Raw genomic sequence first — 14,419 nt, 5'->3', positions numbered from 1 at the left:
GACGGACCGTGACGGTGTCTCAGGCGGCGAGGGCGTGTCGGGCGGGGCCTCGGTGCGGTGCGATGCTGCTGCCGTCGGGCAGCAGCTCGCCGGTGTCCTCGAAGACGATGACTCCGTTGCAGAGCAGGCTCCAGCCCTGTTCACGGAAACAGGCGATGACCCTGGCGGCTTCCCGGTCGGTGGCTTCGGCGGAGGGACAGGTGGGTTGGTGCTGGCACATCGGGTTCTCCGGACTGTGGGGGCACTGTGTCATGGTTCACATGACCAGTGACGCACAGTACCAAGCGGAAGCGTGTCGCATCGACCGGATGTCCGCGTGGTGCGCGGGAAATCCGCTGAACGGATGAGCATGAACCGTCCAGACGTCGTGGAAGCGCTCCCACGGATGGTTGTCGATCCGCCCGCGGTGCCCGCCTCCTGCCGCGGCCGGCTCGTCGAACGGGCCCGCTGGCAGTGGCACCCCGCCGACGGCGGCGACCCGGCCGCGTACGCCGAACAGTTCCTCGCCGAGCACGGCCTGCACCTGCACGACCTGGCCCACCCGGCAGGCCACCACCACCGGCACGGCGTCTGCGGGGCCGCCCTCTACGTGTCCGCCGCCGCCGGAGCCCTGCTGGCCGGCGGCGCACCCGGCGCACCCAACCCCACCGACCTGCCCGAGGTGGCCGTCGTCGTCTACGGCCACACCGAGACGGCCCCGACGCGTCCCGACCCGCCGGCACCATGGTGGCGCGGCACCTGGACCGAGAGCTGGAGCGCACGCCAGCACGCCGAGGCGGTCACCGCGGTCCGCGACGCCATCGGCCGCGGCGAGGTCTACCAGGTCAACCTCGTCGGACACGCCAGCGCCCCCTACACCGGCGACCCGGTCCCCGCGCTGGCCCGCCTCGGCCGGCTGCCCGGAGCCCGCTACGGCGGCGTCCTCACCGGCCCCGGCTGGGCCATCGGCTGCGCCAGCCCGGAAACCCTCGTCGAGGTCCGCGGCGGCACCCTCACCACCCGACCCATCAAAGGCACCCGAGCGGCCACCACCGCCGGCCGCGCCGACCTGCTCGCCTCCGCCAAGGAACGCGCCGAACACATCATGATCGTCGACCTGGAACGCAACGACCTGGCCCGCGTCGCCCGCACCGGCAGCGTCCGCGTCGACGAACTGTTCGCCGTACGCCGCTGGTGCGACCTGTGGCAGGCCGAATCCACCGTCCGCGCCGAGGTCGCCGACGGACTCGGCCTGGCCGACCTGCTGCGCGCCGTCTGCCCCGGCGGCTCGGTCACCGGCGCACCGAAACTCGCCGCCCTCGACCACATCGCCGCCCTCGAACCCGTCGGCCGCGGCGCCGCCATGGGCGCCCTCGGCTGGATCGGGCCCGACCACATCGACCTCGGCCTGACCATCCGCACCGCCGCCGTCGACGGCACCACCGTGCACGTCTGGGCCGGCGGCGGCATCACCTGGGACAGCGACCCGGCCGCCGAGGTCGCCGAAGCCGCCGCCAAGACCGTCCCGGTACGCGCCGCCCTGAGGTGAACCCGCCCCTCACCCGCCGCCACCGCCAGATAACCTTGCCGACATGACGATGCGGGACATCCGAATCATCGGCGACCCGGTGCTCCGTACCCCCAGCGAACCGGTCACCAGCTTCGACACCGAACTACGTACGCTGGTCACCGACCTGATGGACACCCTGCTCGGCGCGCCCGGCCGCGCCGGCGTCGCCGCACCCCAGATCGGCGTCAACGTCCAGGTGTTCGTCTACGACGCCGACGGCCACCGCGGCCACATGGTCAACCCGACGCTGGAGCTGTCCGACGAACTCCACGACGACGACGAGGGCTGCCTGTCCATCCCCGGGCTGTACTTCCCGACCCCCCGCGCGCTGCACGCCACCGCCCACGGCTACGACCAGCACGGCGAACCCCTCACCATCGCCGGCAGCGGCTTCCTCGCCCGGGCCCTGCAACACGAGGCCGACCACCTCGCCGGCCGCCTCTACGTCGACACCCTGCGCGGCGAAACCCGCCGCCGCGCCCTACGGGAGATCCGCGCCGGCCGCTTCGACTCCTCCCGCCGGGGCTGAACCAGCCACCCGCGACCCGTCGCGCGCCACGAGCGTGAACTCGCCGTAGTCGGCCACCCGGGTGAACCCCAACCGCTCGTACAACCGCACCGCCACCGGATTGTCCGCCGCCACGTTCAACGTCACATGGTCGACCTCGGCGGCCAACAGCCCACACAGGCGAGCCACCACCGCCCCCGCCAACCCCCGACCCCGCCAGCCGGGCCGGGTCGTCACGTTACCCACCGCCGCCACCCGGTGCGCCGCGGAGACGACATGCACCCCCGCCACCGCCACCAGCAGCTCACCATCCCGAACACCCACGTACCGGCCGGTGTCCACCATCCGCGGATCGAACCAGTTACCCGGGTAGGCCGCCGCGTACAACTCGTGCAGCCGGGGCAGGTCCGCCCGACCCAGCACCTCACCGGCCGGCGTGACCGCCGCCAACCGCGCCCGGTCGGTCAACGCCATCTTCCGATGCGGCCCCGTCGCGGTGACCCGGAACGTGCCATCCAACACCGACTCCAGGCCGGGGGACAGGTGCGCGGACAACCGCGCCGGCAGCACCGGCGCCACCTCACCCAGCAACGCCGCCACCGCACCGACCCGCGCCGGCCGCGCGAACGCCAGCAGCGTCGGCGGCACCACACCGTGATACAGCAGCACCACCGAATCGCCACGCCGGAACCACGACGTGTACGGCCAGAAGAAGTCGTCCAGATCGCCCAACTGGTAAGCGTGCAACACCGGATCCCGGCTCAGCAGACCCGCCAGGACCGCCCGGTCGTGTTCCGCACGCACACCCACCCGCCGATGATCACACGCACCGCGCCGGCACCCTCACCCGGCCACCCACTGGTCGTAACCCAACCGCGCCACCAACGCCAGCACCACCACCAGCAGCACCACCCGCACGAACCCGGAACCACGCCGCAACGCCATCCGCGCGCCCACCGACGCCCCCACGATGTTGCACACCGCCATCGCCGCACCCATCAGCCACCACACATGCCCGGTCACCGCGAACACCGCCAGCGCACCGGCGTTCGTACCCGCGTTGACCACCTTCGCCATCGCCGAACCGTGCACGAAGTCCGCACCCACCAGCGCGGTGAACGCCAGCACCAGAAACGTGCCCGTACCCGGACCGATCAACCCGTCGTAGGCGGCGATGCCCACCCCGGCCACCAGCACCGCCACCACCACCCGCGCCCGGGTCCGCCGCTGCGGCACCGCCAGCACCCCCAGCGCGGGACGCAGCACCACGAACAGCGCCACCGACACCAGCACCACGAGCACCACCGGCCGGTACGCCGACGGCGGCACCGCCCCGGCCAACGCCGCGCCCAGGCCGGCACACACCACCGCCAGCGCCGCCGCCGGCCCCGCCACCACCCAGTCGATCTTCGTACGGCGGGCGTACGTCACCGCCGCCGTCGACGTGCCGGCGATCGCCGCCAACTTGTTCGTCCCCAACGCCGTCGCCGGCGGCAGCCCCGGAGCCGCCACCAGCAACGCCGGCAACAGCAGCAGCCCACCACCACCCACCACGGCGTCCACCCAGCCCGCCAGGGCGGCGGCGGTCAACAGCGTCACCACGGTCGCCGGGTCCACCTCCACGAGCCGACATTCTTCCCACTGCCGGCCCCACCACACCGCCGGCTGTGGCCAGCCTCACCGGCCCCGACGACGCCGCACCCAGATCCCCACCGCACCGATCGCGACGAACACCAGCACCGAACAGCACAACGCCCGCAGCATCGGGCAACTGTCCCACGCCGTCGCTAAGGTGACAGCGTGCGCCTGGCCACGTTCAACCTGCTGCACGGACGATCCCTCGCCGACGGACTGGTCGACCCGACCCGGCTGACCGCCGCCGTCGCCGCCCTCGACGCCGACGTCCTGGCCCTGCAGGAGGTCGACCGCGACCAGTCCCGCAGCGGCCACCTCGACCTCACCGCCATCGCCGCCCAGGCCATCGGCGCACCCGAACACCGCTTCGCCGCCGCCGTCGTCGGCACCCCCGGCCAGGCGTTCCGCCCCCTCACCCACGACGACGACGGCCACGGCGAACCCTGCTACGGCGTCGGCCTGATCTCCCGCCACCCGGTCAACAGCTGGCGGGTCACCCGACTGCACCCCGCCCCGGTACGCTCCCCGGTCTACGTGCCCGGCCCGGGCGGCGGCCTCATCCTGCTCCGCGACGAACCCCGCGTCGTGCTCGCCGCCGTGCTGGACACCCCACACGGCCCGCTCACCGTCGCCGCCACCCACCTGTCCTTCGTCGCCGGCTGGAACGTCCGCCAACTCCGCCAGGTCATCCGCGCCCTACGCGCCCTGCCCGCCCCCCGCATCCTGCTCGGCGACCTGAACCTGCCCGCCTGGGCCACCCGCGCCGTCTCCGGCTGGCACCTGCTGGCCCGCCGACCCACCTACCCGGCCGCACAACCCCGCGTCCAGCTCGACCACATCCTCGCCGACCGGCACGGCTTCGACCAGCTACCCCCGGTCGCGGCCGTACGCACCCCGCTGTCGACCATCTCCGACCACCGGCCCCTGGTCGTCGACCTCGGCTAGCGCCGCTAGAAACCCCCGCCGTCGAGAGGCAGCAACATCAGGGTTGTTGCGGTGTCCGGCGTCCCGGAGGGAGCAACATGCCTGTTGTTGCCGCCTGCAGGACACTGCGGGCACGGTCGCTGCGACCTGCGCCGCCGCCCTACGGGTGGCCCGCCAGATCAACCGCTGACCGGGCGGCCCGCAACGCGTTGCGGAACAACATCGCCACCGTCACCGGACCCACCCCACCGACCCTCGGCGTGATCGCCCCCGCCACCCGCGCACACGACTCATCCACATCCGGCAGCAACCGACGCACCGCAGCCAACGTCGGGGTCACCCCCGCCGTCCGCAACTCCGCCACACCCTCGGCCACCTGGGCCAGAATCGCCTCCGCCACCGGCGCACCCGGCAGCAACCGCGCGGTCATCGTCGTCGACATGACTCACCCTCGCCCGCGGCGGGCCCAGGCGGACGACCCCCACGACGAGCTTCCCGATGGTCGATCCCATCCCCGATGCCGCCAGTCGCGTCGCCGCCAGCCTCGCACACCACCACCGACGGTGCCGTCCACCTCCCACCGGTCAGTCAGCAGCCGGCAACAACCCGGCCAACGCCCGGTACGTACGGTTGGCCCGCACCGCCTCCCGCTGCTGGCCCGACGTCACCTCGATGTACGTCTGCGACGACGCCAACGACGCGTGCCCCAACAGCCGCATGATCTCGGCAGCCCCGGCACCGTCCTCGGCCAACCGGGTGGCGAACGTGTGCCGCAGCGCGTGCAACCGCGCGCCGCGCGGCACCCGGTCACCGATCCCGGCCCGCCGGTAACAGGACTCCACCAGATACTGCAGACCACCCCGACGCAGCGGCTCACCCTGCCGGTCGACCAGCAGCGGCGACACCTGGCGCAGGGTACGGGAGCCGAAGCGGCGGGCCCGGCTGTCGAGGTAGGTCGCCAGCACCGCGTCCAGGTCCGGCTCGACCGGCAGTACCCGGGGCCGCCCGCCCTTGCCGGTCACCTCGATCCGTCGCTCACCGGGACGACCGCCGAGCGAACCGACCCGCAACGCGAGCAACTCCGACAGCCGCAACCCCGCGCACAGGGCCAGCGCCAGCACCGCCACGTCCCGCTCCGGCCACGGATCCCGCTGCCGCCCCTCGGCCCGCGCCGCCGAGGCGAGCAGGTGTTCCGGTGTGTCCTCGCCGCGCAGCGGCTTGGGCGTCGGCAGGGGAGTTCGGGGACGTCCCACGGCCGGCATCGGATTGCCGGGCACCACCTGCTCGGCGACCAGGAAGGAGAAGAAGCCGTTCCAGGTCGACCAGGCCCGACCGACGGAGCTGGCCGCCCGGCCGGCGGCGAATCGGGCGAACGCGGCCCGCATCAGCCTGGGGGACAGCGCGTCGACCGGCAGGTCGGTCAGGGGGAGGGGAGGGGTGGACAGTTCGGCGGCGAGCGTGGCGACGGCTGTCAGATCCCGTCGGTAGGCCGCCTGGGTGTGGGGGGAGGGCTTGCGGGTGGCCCGGGCGGTCAGGAACTCCTCGATCAGTAGGGCTACCGATTTGTCCTGTTTGTCATGCATAAGGGATATTATGCATGATTCTCGCATTCCGCGCCCATGGGGAGGGGAGCGTTTCTGTCAGGGGTCGGGGCTACGGTGCGATCACCGAATTCACTGTCACCGGAGGCGTGCCATGACGACCCTGCCCGAGCGACCCAACACGGCCCTGCTCGTCATCGACGTGCAGAACGGGGTGGTGACGGGGGCCCACAACCGCGACGGCGTCATCGCCAACATCAACACTCTGCTGGGTAAGGCCCGCGCCGAGGGTGTGCCCGTCGTCTGGGTACAGCACTCCGACGACGGCCTCCCGCAGGGCAGCGAAGCCTGGCAGTACGTACCCGAGCTGGTCCGCGAGGACGGCGAGGCGCTTGTGCACAAGCGCTACGGCGACTCGTTCGAGGACACCGACCTGGAGACGGTGCTGGCCGAGCGCGGCGTGGGCCGGCTGATCGTCACGGGCGCGCAGACCGACGCGTGCATCCGGTCGACCCTGCACGGCGCGTTCGTCCGGGGGTACGACACGACGCTCGTGGGTGACGCGCACACCACCGAGGACCTGACGGCCTACGGCGCGCCGCCGCCGGAGCAGGTCGTCGCCCACACCAACCTCTACTGGGGCTTCCAGAAAGCACCCGGGCGTCGGGGCGGCACCGTCGAGACCGCGGAGGTCAGCTTCGGCCCGACCGACTGACGTCCGCGCCTCGCGGGGGCGACCCGGTGAGGCGACTCCCGCCAACTTTACATAATGTACATTATCGAATCGGGTCGTAGGCGTCGTCGCCGGGACAGGCGGGGTCACGGGGACGACGATCCCGGCAGGAGCGCTGTCGGGTGGGACGTGCTCGACCGGCGTGTCGAAGACGTCACCGCCGGGCCGGACTGATGCCCTCCAGCGCAAGTCGAAGCAGCCGCTCCGCCTCGGCCGCGCTGGCCGACTCCGCGGCGAGCGCGATCGCGTTGGCGAGGGCCACCAGGTCGGCCATCGCGACGTCCGAACGCACGGATCCCTCGTCGGCGGCCCGGCGCCGCAGCGGCTCGCCCGCCGCCACGAGCATCGCGGAGCAGGACGCACTCTCCGGCGGTGCCTTGAGCAGGGAGGTGACCAGGCCCCGGGTGGTGGTGCTGTACGCCGTCAGCTCGCCCAACCAGGTCATCAGTGCCTGGCGGGCGTCCGGCTCGGCCAACAACTGTCCGGCTCGGGCGCACAGCGCTTCGATCCGATCGTGGAAGACCGCCTCCAGTAGCGCCCATCGGGACGGGAAGTGTCGATGCAGGGTTGCCGATCCCACGCCGGCGACTCGGGCGATCTCCTCCAGCGACGCGTACGCGCCGTCTCGGGCGACCGCCTCGCTGGCCGCCTTGACTATCAGGGTGCGGTTGCGTTGTGCGTCAGCTCTCATCGTCTGCCGTTTGAAGAAGTGGGGTGGTCCCCCGTATCGTAGCCGACAGGAAGTGGGGTGACACCCCACTTATTCGAGGAGGAATCATGGCTGTCCTTGTCATCGGCGCTACCGGCAAGCAGGGCGGGGCCACCGCCCGGGCGCTGCTCGACCGAGGCGTCGCGGTACGCGCCCTGGTCCGCGACACCGGCACCGACGCCGCGTTGGCCCTGCGGGAACGGGGCGTCGAGCTGGTCCGAGGCGACCTGGACGACCCGGCCTCCCTGCTCGCGGCAGCCGACGGGGCAGACGGCGTCTTCTCCATCCCGTTCCCCGACATCACTGATTTGCGGGGCGACGCCGAGCTACGCCGCAGTCGCAACGTCGTCGAGGCCGCACGCAAGGCAGGAGTCTCGCACTTCGTGCACAGCAGCGTCTCCGGCGCCGGCGACTTCCACCGTAACCAGCCCGGTTGGGCCGAGGGACGCTGGGACCGGCACTACTGGGAGAGCAAGGCAGACATCGACGAACTTGTCCGGACCGGCGGTTTCGCGCACTGGACCGTGCTCAAGCCGGCGACCTTCATGGAAAACCTGCTCGGCTGGTCCTACCTGTTCGGCGACTGGTCCGACGGCACCATCGTCACGGGCTTCGCCAAGGACACCCGAATCGCCTGGATCGCGGTCGACGACATCGGCGAGACCGCAGCGACCGCCTTCACCGACCCGGGCAGGCTCGACGGCATGGATGTGGAACTCGCCGGTGACCTACTCACGATGACCGAGGTCGCCGCGATCCTCAGCGAGGTCACGGGTCGGACCATCACCGCTCCGGTCCGCACCCCGCAGGAGGCGGTCGAACACGGCATGCTGCCAGCCATGATCAATGCTGTCGAGCAGCTGAACGAGAACGGTGCCCCCGCACGTCCGGAGATCCCCCGCGCGCTCGGCCTGCCCACCACCGACTTCCGCACCTGGGCCCGACGGACGTTCTCCTGACAGGAGGTCGAGGCCGGCGCGCTCGTTCGCCATGTGGCGGGCGTACCAGTCCGGCCAGTCGGGGTCGGGGTGGCCGAGTTGCTGCTCGTGGCGGTCGTGCGCGGACGCCGCCCGGCGCAACGCCGCGGCAAGCTCGTCCACCGAGTCGTAGGTGGTCTGCATGTCGGCTCTCCTCCTGCGTCGAGTTGGCCGCCGGGCACCGTGAGCGCGGTGGCGGCCTTCGCGGGTCTACCCGCCGGGCCGGAGTGCATTCGGGCCTCGGTGATGAGTGCGTTGCCGGCGTGAGCAGGCCGGCGCCCGTGGATGTGGTGGGTCCGGGGCAGGTCACCCCGGGCGGTGCGTGGCGGGCGGATCGGTGCGCAGGCGGGCGTGGCGGTGGGTGTCGTGCCAGCCGTCGGCGTGGTGGCCTTCGCGGCGGGCGGTCCCCTCGGCCGGGTAGCCGGCACGTCGGGCGACGGCGCAGGAGGCGGGGTTGGCCGTCGAGTGGTTGAGTTCGAGACGGTGCAGTCCGGTGTCGAACGACCAGGTGGTGAGAGCCATGAGAGCGCGGCTCGCGACGTGCCGGCCACGGGCGTACGGCAGGACCCAGTAGGAGACCTCGGCGATGCCGCTGACCAGGTCGAGTCGGCGCAGGCTGATCTGGCCGAGGAGGCCGGTGCTGTCGGTGACGGCCCAGCCGGCTCCGCTCTCGGCCTGCCAACGTTTTGGCCAGGAGACGAGCCAGGCGTGGGCCTCCTCGTCGCTCATGGTGCGGCAGTGCCAGCGTTGAATGGCGGGGTCGGTGTAGCCGGCGAGGACGGCAGGTCGGTCGCCGGGTTGCCAGGGACGCAGACGCAGTCCGTCGCCGTCGATGGTGGGTTGCCGGTGGCGGTGCAGGCTGCCGGGCGGCAGGGCCGGTGGCACGAGCGCGGGCACTGTCAGAGGCCGCCGCCGACGCGGAGGATGGCGCCGGTGGTGTAGGAGGCGTCGGCGCTGAGCAGCCAGGCGATGGCGGCGGCGACCTCGTCGGGTTCGCCGGGGCGGCCGAGTGGGATGCGGCCGGCGGCGCGCTCGGGTCGGTCGGGTTGGCCGGACAGCGCGTGGATGTCGGTGCGGATGATGCCGGGGGCGACGGCGTTGACGCGGATGCCGCGGGGGGCGAGTTCCTTGGCCAGGCCGATGGTGAGGGCGTCGGTGGCGGCTTTGACGGCGGCGTAGTGGACGTACTCCCCTGGGCTGCCGAGGGTGGCGGCGGCGGAGGAGAGGTTGACGATGGCGGCGCCGTCGCCCATCCGGCGGGCGGCCTGTTGCGCGCAGAGGACGTAGCCGATGAGGTTGACGTCGACGACGCGGCGCAGGTCGTCGGGGTCGAGGTCGGTGAAGGGCCCGATCGGGCTGGTGATGCCGGCGTTGTTGACCAGGCCGGTGAGGGTGCCGAGGTCGGCTGCGGCGTCGAACAGGGCGGTGACCTGGTCGGGGTCGCGGGTGTCGGCGGGTACGGCGATGGCGCGTACGCCGGTGGCGCGCAGGTCGGCCGCGACGGTGTCGGCGGCGGTGTGGTCTCGGCGGTAGCCGAGGACGATGTGGTGGCCGGCGTGGGCGAGCCGGCGGGCGGTGGCGGCGCCGATGCCGCGGCTGCCGCCGGTGATGATGGTGACCTTGGTCAACGGACCTCTCCCCTGCCCCGAGCCGATGTCGGGGACGTTACCGGCGTGGTCGTGGTGGCGGGTAGCGCGGTGTGGCCGAGCGCACGGCCTGGCATACGCTCGCGGCGACGGTGTCGGTGGGGAGGGTATGTGGCGGGTGTGGGTGTCGGTGATCTGGTCGACGATTTCGAGTTGCCGGACGAGACGGGTCGGCCGCGGCGGTTGACGGAGTTCTTGGCGGCCGGGCCGGTGGTGCTGTTCTTCTATCCGGCGGCGATGACGCGGGGGTGCACGGCGGAGAGTTGTCACTTCCGGGATCTGGCGGCGGAGTTCGCGGCGGTGGGGGCGCAGCGGGTGGGCATCAGTCGGGATTCGGTGCGGCGTCAGGCGGAGTTCTCGCGGCTGCACGGGTTCGACTATCCGTTGTTGTCGGATCCGGACGGTGTGGTGGCGGATCGGTTCGGAGTGCGGCGGCGGCTGCCGTTGGGTCCGTTGAGTACGCGACGGATGACGTTCGTGATCGGGGTCGATCGGCGGGTCGTCGAGGTGGTGCACAGCGAGTTGGGCATGCACGAGCACGCCGATCGGGCGTTGCGGGCGCTGGGGGGCTGATCTTCGTGTTGTCGCTGGCGGCTGGTATCAAGGCAGGCGGCTGAACACGTGTACGAGGAATGAGGGTGGGCGATGGGTGCCGCTGGTCAGGGTTTGTCCGAGGACGAGGTGCGCGGCATCCGGGAGGCGTTGGCCGCGGGCCGCAAGCCGAAGGTGGTGTTCACGGCGGCGGCTGGTCAGATCGCCGGTCAGCTGGGTCAGGTGGTGGAGTTGACCGATCCGGCGGAGTCCGACGAGTTCGTGGTGGTGCGGTTCGGGCGCGACGAGTTGCCCTTCTCCCCCGCCGATGTGGCGGTGGCGCCGCGCGGTGCGGGTCGCCGGCCGGCGGAGTCGAAGGTGGAGTCGGCGCCGGTCGAGCCGGTGGCGGTGACGCCGGAGTTCGTGCTGGACCGGGTGCCGCAGCAGCGCCGGGAGGAGCAGCCGGGTCGGGAGGAGCAGTCGGGTCGGGAGGAGCCGAGGGTGGACGAGACGGTGGGGTCGAAGGTGGAGGCGAAGCCGGCTCGGCGGGCGGTGAAGGCGACGAAGCCGAAGGGGCCGGCGGGTCTGACGGTCACGTTGGCCTATGCCGAGGGCGAGTGGACGGTCGCGGCGCAGCAGGGCGGGAAGGTGTTGGCCAAGCCGTACGTGCTCAAGCCGGCGGAGGCGCTGCGGATGGTGGCGTTGGTGGACGTGCCGGGGGTGCACGAGGCGGTGGAGCAGATCCTGGCCGCGGAGCGGTCGGAGGCGGAGCGGCAGGCGGAGAAGTTGCGGGCGGAGTTGGCGGAGATCGAGGCCCGGTTGGCGGAGTTGCGCGAGGCGGGCTGAGGGTTTCGATCCGACCGGTGGCCCGGTCCGGCATCCCCTGCCGGGCCGGGCCACCGACGTCTGTCAGAAGTAGTCGACGAGGTGGGCGGTGGGTCCGGCGGCGAGCAGGTCCAGGGCGCTCGGGTCGGATGTGCTGTGGTGCAGCAGTCCGGTTTCGGCGAGGGTGCGGGCGGTGGCGGTGCCGGTGTAGAGGCGGGCGAAGCCGCGTACGGTCAGGTGCAGGTCGGCGTCGTCGGTGGTGCGGTGCATCTCGGCGTGGCCGTCGGCGACGGTGAGTCGCCAGGTGCCGGTGTTCCAGTCGGCGAGGTCGTCGGTGAGGGCGAAGGTGACCTGGCCGTGGGTGTGGGCGGGCCAGCCGCGGGTCTGTACGGCGCGGACGACGTCGACGGGTCGGTGCATCCAGGCGTCGCGTTCGTGTTCGCGGGCGCGTTCCAGGGGCAGGTGGGTGCTGATGGTGTCGCCGGGTAGCGGGGCCAGCCGCAGGGTCGGGGTGACGCTGTGCCAGCTGGCGAGGACGCCGACGAGGGCGCGGGCGGCGTCGGCGGTGGTGGCGAGGATGTCTTCGACGGTGAGGACGGCGTCGGGGCCGTAGCCGCGGCCACGGTCCCAGCCGGCGTACCCGAGCAGGTGTCCGTCGTGTTCGACGAGGGTGAGCCCGTCGTAGGGCAGCTCGTCGGTGGCGGTGAACCGGGGGTGGGTGCGGGTGAGCAGGCCGTTGCGGTGGTGGGCGACGCGTCGGTAGAGCTCGGCGGTGGCGGGCACGTCGGCGGTGGTGCCGGCGCGGACGGTCAGCCGTGGATCGGGGCGGTGTCGGGGCAGGGTGGCGGTGGGCAGGTCGAGGGTGCGGAGCTGTCCGGTGATCTCCCAGCCGCAGGCGCGGTAGGGGGCGGCGGTGGTGGGGAACAGCGTGCTGACGGCGGCGCCACGGTCGCGGGCGTTGCGGAGCAGGGTTTTCAGCAGCGCTCGGCCTACTCCGGTGCCGCGTGCCTCGGGGGTGACGGCGACGCCGGCTACGTCGGCGGCGGGTACGGCGTGTCCGGTCCACCACTGGTCGTCGTGCAGGTCGACGGCCTTGCCGATGAGTGTGCCGGTGGGGTCGAAGGCGCCGTAGAGGGTGCGGCCGGTGGGGTTCGGTGGTGGGGGTGGTTGCGGGTCGGAGCCGAAGGCGAGCCGGCCGAGCTGCCAGGCGTCGGTCAGGTCGTCGGGGGTGAGTTCACGCACGTCGGGCACCGGCCGACGATAGCGGTCGCGGCGGTGCGGTCGACCGCATTTTCCGGTGGGTTCAGGTGGTGGTGACGGGCTCGTGGCGGACCGGGAAGTTGACCGAGTTGGCGATGAAGCAGGTGTGGTGGGCGTCGTCGTGCAGGGCGGTGGCGATGTCGGTGGTGGCGGGGTCGGCGACGGTGACCCGGGGTCGCAGGGTGACCTCGGTGAAGTGGCCGTTGCCGGTGTTGTCGGTGGTCATGGTGCCGGTGGCGTGGTCGACGTAGTCGGTGACGACGACGCCCTTGTCGGCGCACAGGTGCAGGTAGGCGAGCATGTGGCACTGGGAAAGGGCGGCCAGGAGGAGTTGCTCGGGGTTCCAGCGGGTCCGGTCGCCGTGGAAGGTGGGGTCGGAGCTGCCGGGGATGGGTGGCCGGCCGTCGGTGGTGATGTCGTGGTCGCGTCGGTAGTCGCGGTAGCCGCTGGTGCCGGTGCCGAGGTTGCCGGTCCAGGTGACGGTGGTGGCGTAGTGGTGGGTGCGGGCCATGGTCAGCCTTTCGGTTCTTGGTGGTGGGCGAGCAGGAGGTCGAGGAGGCGGACGAGTTCGTGGCGGTCGGTGGGATTCAGTGGGGCGAGCAGGGTGTCCTGGGCGGTGTCGAGGACGTGTTGCAGGTGGGTGAGTTCGCGTTGGCCGGCGGGGGTGATGTGGACGATGTTGCGGCGTCGGTCGGTGGGGTCGGGTTGGCGGCGTACGAGGTGGCGGTCGGCGAGGTCGTTGACGGTGGCGACGATGTCGCTGCGGTCGATGCCGCTGCGTCGGCCGAGGTCGGCCTGGCTGGCGGGGCCGGTTTCGGCGAGGGTCGCCAGTAGTCGGTAGTGGTAGCCGCGGGCGTGGCGGCTGCCGAGCGCGGTGGTGACGAGGCGTGCGGCGTGGGCGGCGGTCTGGGTGAGCAGCCAGCTTGGGGTGGTGCGTAGTCGGCCGGGTGGGTGGGCGCTGGGCTGCTCCATGGGGGTGACTGTACGGCACTTCGTTGGTGGCACCCACGACCTGTGGTACGTTGGCTCGACCAATGTTGGCTGGGCCAATGAATAGGGGTTGACATGACCTTCACGCTCAACGGGCAGATCCTCGGTCGGACCCACTACGCCACCCGAGCCGTGCTGGAGCGGGAGTTGGGCCGCCTCGGGTTGACCTTCGTGCAGGCGTTGCTGCTCAACGCGCTGGCCGCCGCCGATGCCCCGCTCCCCCGCGCCGAGGCCGCTCGTCGGCTGGTCGAGGCGGTGAAGGTGCCCACCGCGACGGCACACGCCACGCTGGCCGAGCTGATCGCGGCGACGCTGGCGGCGCCGCTGTCCACCGACGTCTCCCGGGTGGCGCTGACCCCGACCGGACGACACACGCAGCAGTTGGTCGCCGCGGCTTCCGCCGAGATCGGAGCCCGGCTGTGGGCCGACCTTTCCGCCGAGGACCTGGCAGTGGCGGCGCGGGTGCTGGAGGTGGTGCGCCGCCGCGCCGAGCAGACCCTGACGGCGGGGTGACGGGCGGGCGGGGGCGGCTGGGGGCGGCCGGCCCCGCGGCGGGGGGGGGGGGCCCGCGGGGGGGGGCGGCCCGGGGGG

18 protein-coding genes, 1 pseudogene and 1 riboswitch are annotated in these 14,419 nt (G+C 72.3%); of the genes and pseudogenes, 8 read left to right on the top strand and 11 right to left on the bottom strand.

The features are described from left to right. Positions 1-19 precede the first annotated feature (19 nt). Positions 20-220 (bottom strand): DUF5999 family protein, encoded by a 201-nt coding sequence (locus tag V5O40_RS20860; protein WP_093402410.1) that lies wholly within the window; start codon positions 218-220, stop codon positions 20-22. A gap of 96 nt (positions 221-316) precedes the next feature. Between V5O40_RS20860 and V5O40_RS20855 the strand changes: the two genes are divergently transcribed. Beyond that, positions 317-1,528 carry a chorismate-binding protein gene (locus V5O40_RS20855; protein WP_332907049.1) on the top strand — a complete coding sequence of 404 codons (1,212 nt, stop codon included), beginning with the start codon at positions 317-319 and terminating at the stop codon, positions 1,526-1,528. A 43-nt stretch (positions 1,529-1,571) separates the two neighbouring features. Beyond that, positions 1,572-2,078: a peptide deformylase gene (gene def, locus V5O40_RS20850; RefSeq protein WP_332907030.1), complete on the top strand. Its 507-nt coding sequence runs from the start codon at positions 1,572-1,574 to the stop codon at positions 2,076-2,078. Here def and V5O40_RS20845 read toward each other — a convergent pair. Together V5O40_RS20845 and V5O40_RS20840 are read right to left on the bottom strand one after the other, a co-directional pair. Then, a complete protein-coding gene (locus V5O40_RS20845; RefSeq protein WP_332907029.1) occupies positions 2,031-2,867 on the bottom strand; it encodes a GNAT family N-acetyltransferase in 837 nt (278 codons plus the stop codon). The genes def and V5O40_RS20845 overlap by 48 nt on opposite strands. A 33-nt stretch (positions 2,868-2,900) precedes the next feature. After that, complete coding sequence (locus V5O40_RS20840; protein ID WP_332907028.1) at positions 2,901-3,680, bottom strand: TSUP family transporter; 780 nt, start codon at positions 3,678-3,680, stop codon at positions 2,901-2,903. A 177-nt stretch (positions 3,681-3,857) separates the two neighbouring features. Here V5O40_RS20840 and V5O40_RS20835 point away from each other — a divergent pair, with 177 nt between their 5' ends. Beyond that, positions 3,858-4,637, top strand: a complete 780-nt coding sequence (locus V5O40_RS20835) for an endonuclease/exonuclease/phosphatase family protein (RefSeq protein ID WP_332907027.1) — start codon at positions 3,858-3,860, stop codon at positions 4,635-4,637. A gap of 139 nt (positions 4,638-4,776) precedes the next feature. On the opposite strand, the pseudogene V5O40_RS20830 reads toward V5O40_RS20835, so the two are convergent. After that, a pseudogene (locus tag V5O40_RS20830) lies at positions 4,777-4,938 on the bottom strand (bifunctional 5,10-methylenetetrahydrofolate dehydrogenase/5,10-methenyltetrahydrofolate cyclohydrolase); the annotation flags it as partial. Positions 4,939-5,073: 135 nt separating this feature from the next. Then, positions 5,074-5,157: riboswitch (ZMP/ZTP riboswitch) on the bottom strand. A 43-nt stretch (positions 5,158-5,200) separates the two neighbouring features. Beyond that, on the bottom strand, positions 5,201-6,199 hold the full coding sequence (locus tag V5O40_RS20825) for a tyrosine-type recombinase/integrase (protein WP_332907026.1): 999 nt from the start codon (positions 6,197-6,199) through the stop codon (positions 5,201-5,203). A 112-nt stretch (positions 6,200-6,311) separates the two neighbouring features. On the opposite strand from V5O40_RS20825, the gene V5O40_RS20820 reads away from it, so the two are divergent. Then, a complete protein-coding gene (locus V5O40_RS20820; RefSeq protein ID WP_332907025.1) occupies positions 6,312-6,872 on the top strand; it encodes a cysteine hydrolase family protein in 561 nt (186 codons plus the stop codon). Between the two features lie 172 nt (positions 6,873-7,044). On the opposite strand, the gene V5O40_RS20815 is transcribed toward V5O40_RS20820, so the two are convergent. Then, a complete protein-coding gene (locus tag V5O40_RS20815; RefSeq protein WP_332907024.1) occupies positions 7,045-7,581 on the bottom strand; it encodes a TetR/AcrR family transcriptional regulator in 537 nt (178 codons plus the stop codon). An 86-nt stretch (positions 7,582-7,667) separates the two neighbouring features. Between V5O40_RS20815 and V5O40_RS20810 the strand changes: the two genes are divergently transcribed. Beyond that, positions 7,668-8,558 carry an NmrA/HSCARG family protein gene (locus V5O40_RS20810; protein ID WP_332907023.1) on the top strand — a complete coding sequence of 297 codons (891 nt, stop codon included), beginning with the start codon at positions 7,668-7,670 and terminating at the stop codon, positions 8,556-8,558. Between the two features lie 324 nt (positions 8,559-8,882). On the opposite strand, the gene V5O40_RS20805 is transcribed toward V5O40_RS20810, so the two are convergent. After that, the gene (locus V5O40_RS20805; protein ID WP_332907022.1) at positions 8,883-9,473 is read right to left on the bottom strand and encodes a GNAT family N-acetyltransferase; all 591 of its coding nucleotides are present in this window, start codon (positions 9,471-9,473) and stop codon (positions 8,883-8,885) included. Positions 9,474-9,475: 2 nt separating this feature from the next. Then, a complete protein-coding gene (locus tag V5O40_RS20800) occupies positions 9,476-10,204 on the bottom strand; it encodes an SDR family oxidoreductase (protein ID WP_332907021.1) in 729 nt (242 codons plus the stop codon). 129 nt (positions 10,205-10,333) lie between these two features. Here V5O40_RS20800 and V5O40_RS20795 point away from each other — a divergent pair, with 129 nt between their 5' ends. Next, positions 10,334-10,795 (top strand): peroxiredoxin, encoded by a 462-nt coding sequence (locus V5O40_RS20795; RefSeq protein WP_269741722.1) that lies wholly within the window; start codon positions 10,334-10,336, stop codon positions 10,793-10,795. A 72-nt stretch (positions 10,796-10,867) separates the two neighbouring features. Beyond that, complete coding sequence (locus V5O40_RS20790) at positions 10,868-11,599, top strand: hypothetical protein (protein WP_332907020.1); 732 nt, start codon at positions 10,868-10,870, stop codon at positions 11,597-11,599. 63 nt (positions 11,600-11,662) lie between these two features. Here V5O40_RS20790 and V5O40_RS20785 read toward each other — a convergent pair whose 3' ends face one another. From V5O40_RS20785 to V5O40_RS20775, 3 genes are read right to left on the bottom strand one after another with little or no spacing between them, the layout of a single operon-like run. Next, entirely contained in the window at positions 11,663-12,829 is a 1,167-nt protein-coding gene (locus tag V5O40_RS20785; RefSeq protein WP_332907019.1) for a GNAT family N-acetyltransferase, read from the bottom strand. A gap of 52 nt (positions 12,830-12,881) precedes the next feature. After that, complete coding sequence (locus V5O40_RS20780; protein ID WP_332907018.1) at positions 12,882-13,349, bottom strand: OsmC family protein; 468 nt, start codon at positions 13,347-13,349, stop codon at positions 12,882-12,884. Between the two features lie 2 nt (positions 13,350-13,351). Next, positions 13,352-13,810 (bottom strand): MarR family winged helix-turn-helix transcriptional regulator, encoded by a 459-nt coding sequence (locus V5O40_RS20775; protein WP_332907017.1) that lies wholly within the window; start codon positions 13,808-13,810, stop codon positions 13,352-13,354. Positions 13,811-13,903: 93 nt separating this feature from the next. Between V5O40_RS20775 and V5O40_RS20770 the strand changes: the two genes are divergently transcribed. After that, a complete protein-coding gene (locus V5O40_RS20770) occupies positions 13,904-14,341 on the top strand; it encodes a hypothetical protein (protein ID WP_332907016.1) in 438 nt (145 codons plus the stop codon). Positions 14,342-14,419: the final 78 nt, after the last annotated feature.

This window comes from Micromonospora palythoicola (assembly GCF_036689795.1).
Classification (GTDB): Bacteria; Actinomycetota; Actinomycetes; order Mycobacteriales; family Micromonosporaceae; genus Micromonospora; species Micromonospora palythoicola.
The sequence above is the reverse complement of the archived record's forward strand: the minus strand, read 5'-3'. Positions and strand labels throughout refer to the sequence as shown.

Coding starts and splice junctions, on each gene's coding strand:
- V5O40_RS20860 (WP_093402410.1), bottom strand. CDS start 220: ATGTGCCAGCACCAACCCACCTGTCCCTCCGCCGAAGCCACCGACCGG.
- V5O40_RS20775 (WP_332907017.1), bottom strand. CDS start 13,810: ATGGAGCAGCCCAGCGCCCACCCACCCGGCCGACTACGCACCACCCCA.
- V5O40_RS20790 (WP_332907020.1), top strand. CDS start 10,868: ATGGGTGCCGCTGGTCAGGGTTTGTCCGAGGACGAGGTGCGCGGCATC.
- V5O40_RS20815 (WP_332907024.1), bottom strand. CDS start 7,581: ATGAGAGCTGACGCACAACGCAACCGCACCCTGATAGTCAAGGCGGCC.
- V5O40_RS20780 (WP_332907018.1), bottom strand. CDS start 13,349: ATGGCCCGCACCCACCACTACGCCACCACCGTCACCTGGACCGGCAAC.
- def (WP_332907030.1), top strand. CDS start 1,572: ATGACGATGCGGGACATCCGAATCATCGGCGACCCGGTGCTCCGTACC.
- V5O40_RS20810 (WP_332907023.1), top strand. CDS start 7,668: ATGGCTGTCCTTGTCATCGGCGCTACCGGCAAGCAGGGCGGGGCCACC.
- V5O40_RS20770 (WP_332907016.1), top strand. CDS start 13,904: ATGACCTTCACGCTCAACGGGCAGATCCTCGGTCGGACCCACTACGCC.
- V5O40_RS20820 (WP_332907025.1), top strand. CDS start 6,312: ATGACGACCCTGCCCGAGCGACCCAACACGGCCCTGCTCGTCATCGAC.
- V5O40_RS20825 (WP_332907026.1), bottom strand. CDS start 6,199: ATGCATGACAAACAGGACAAATCGGTAGCCCTACTGATCGAGGAGTTC.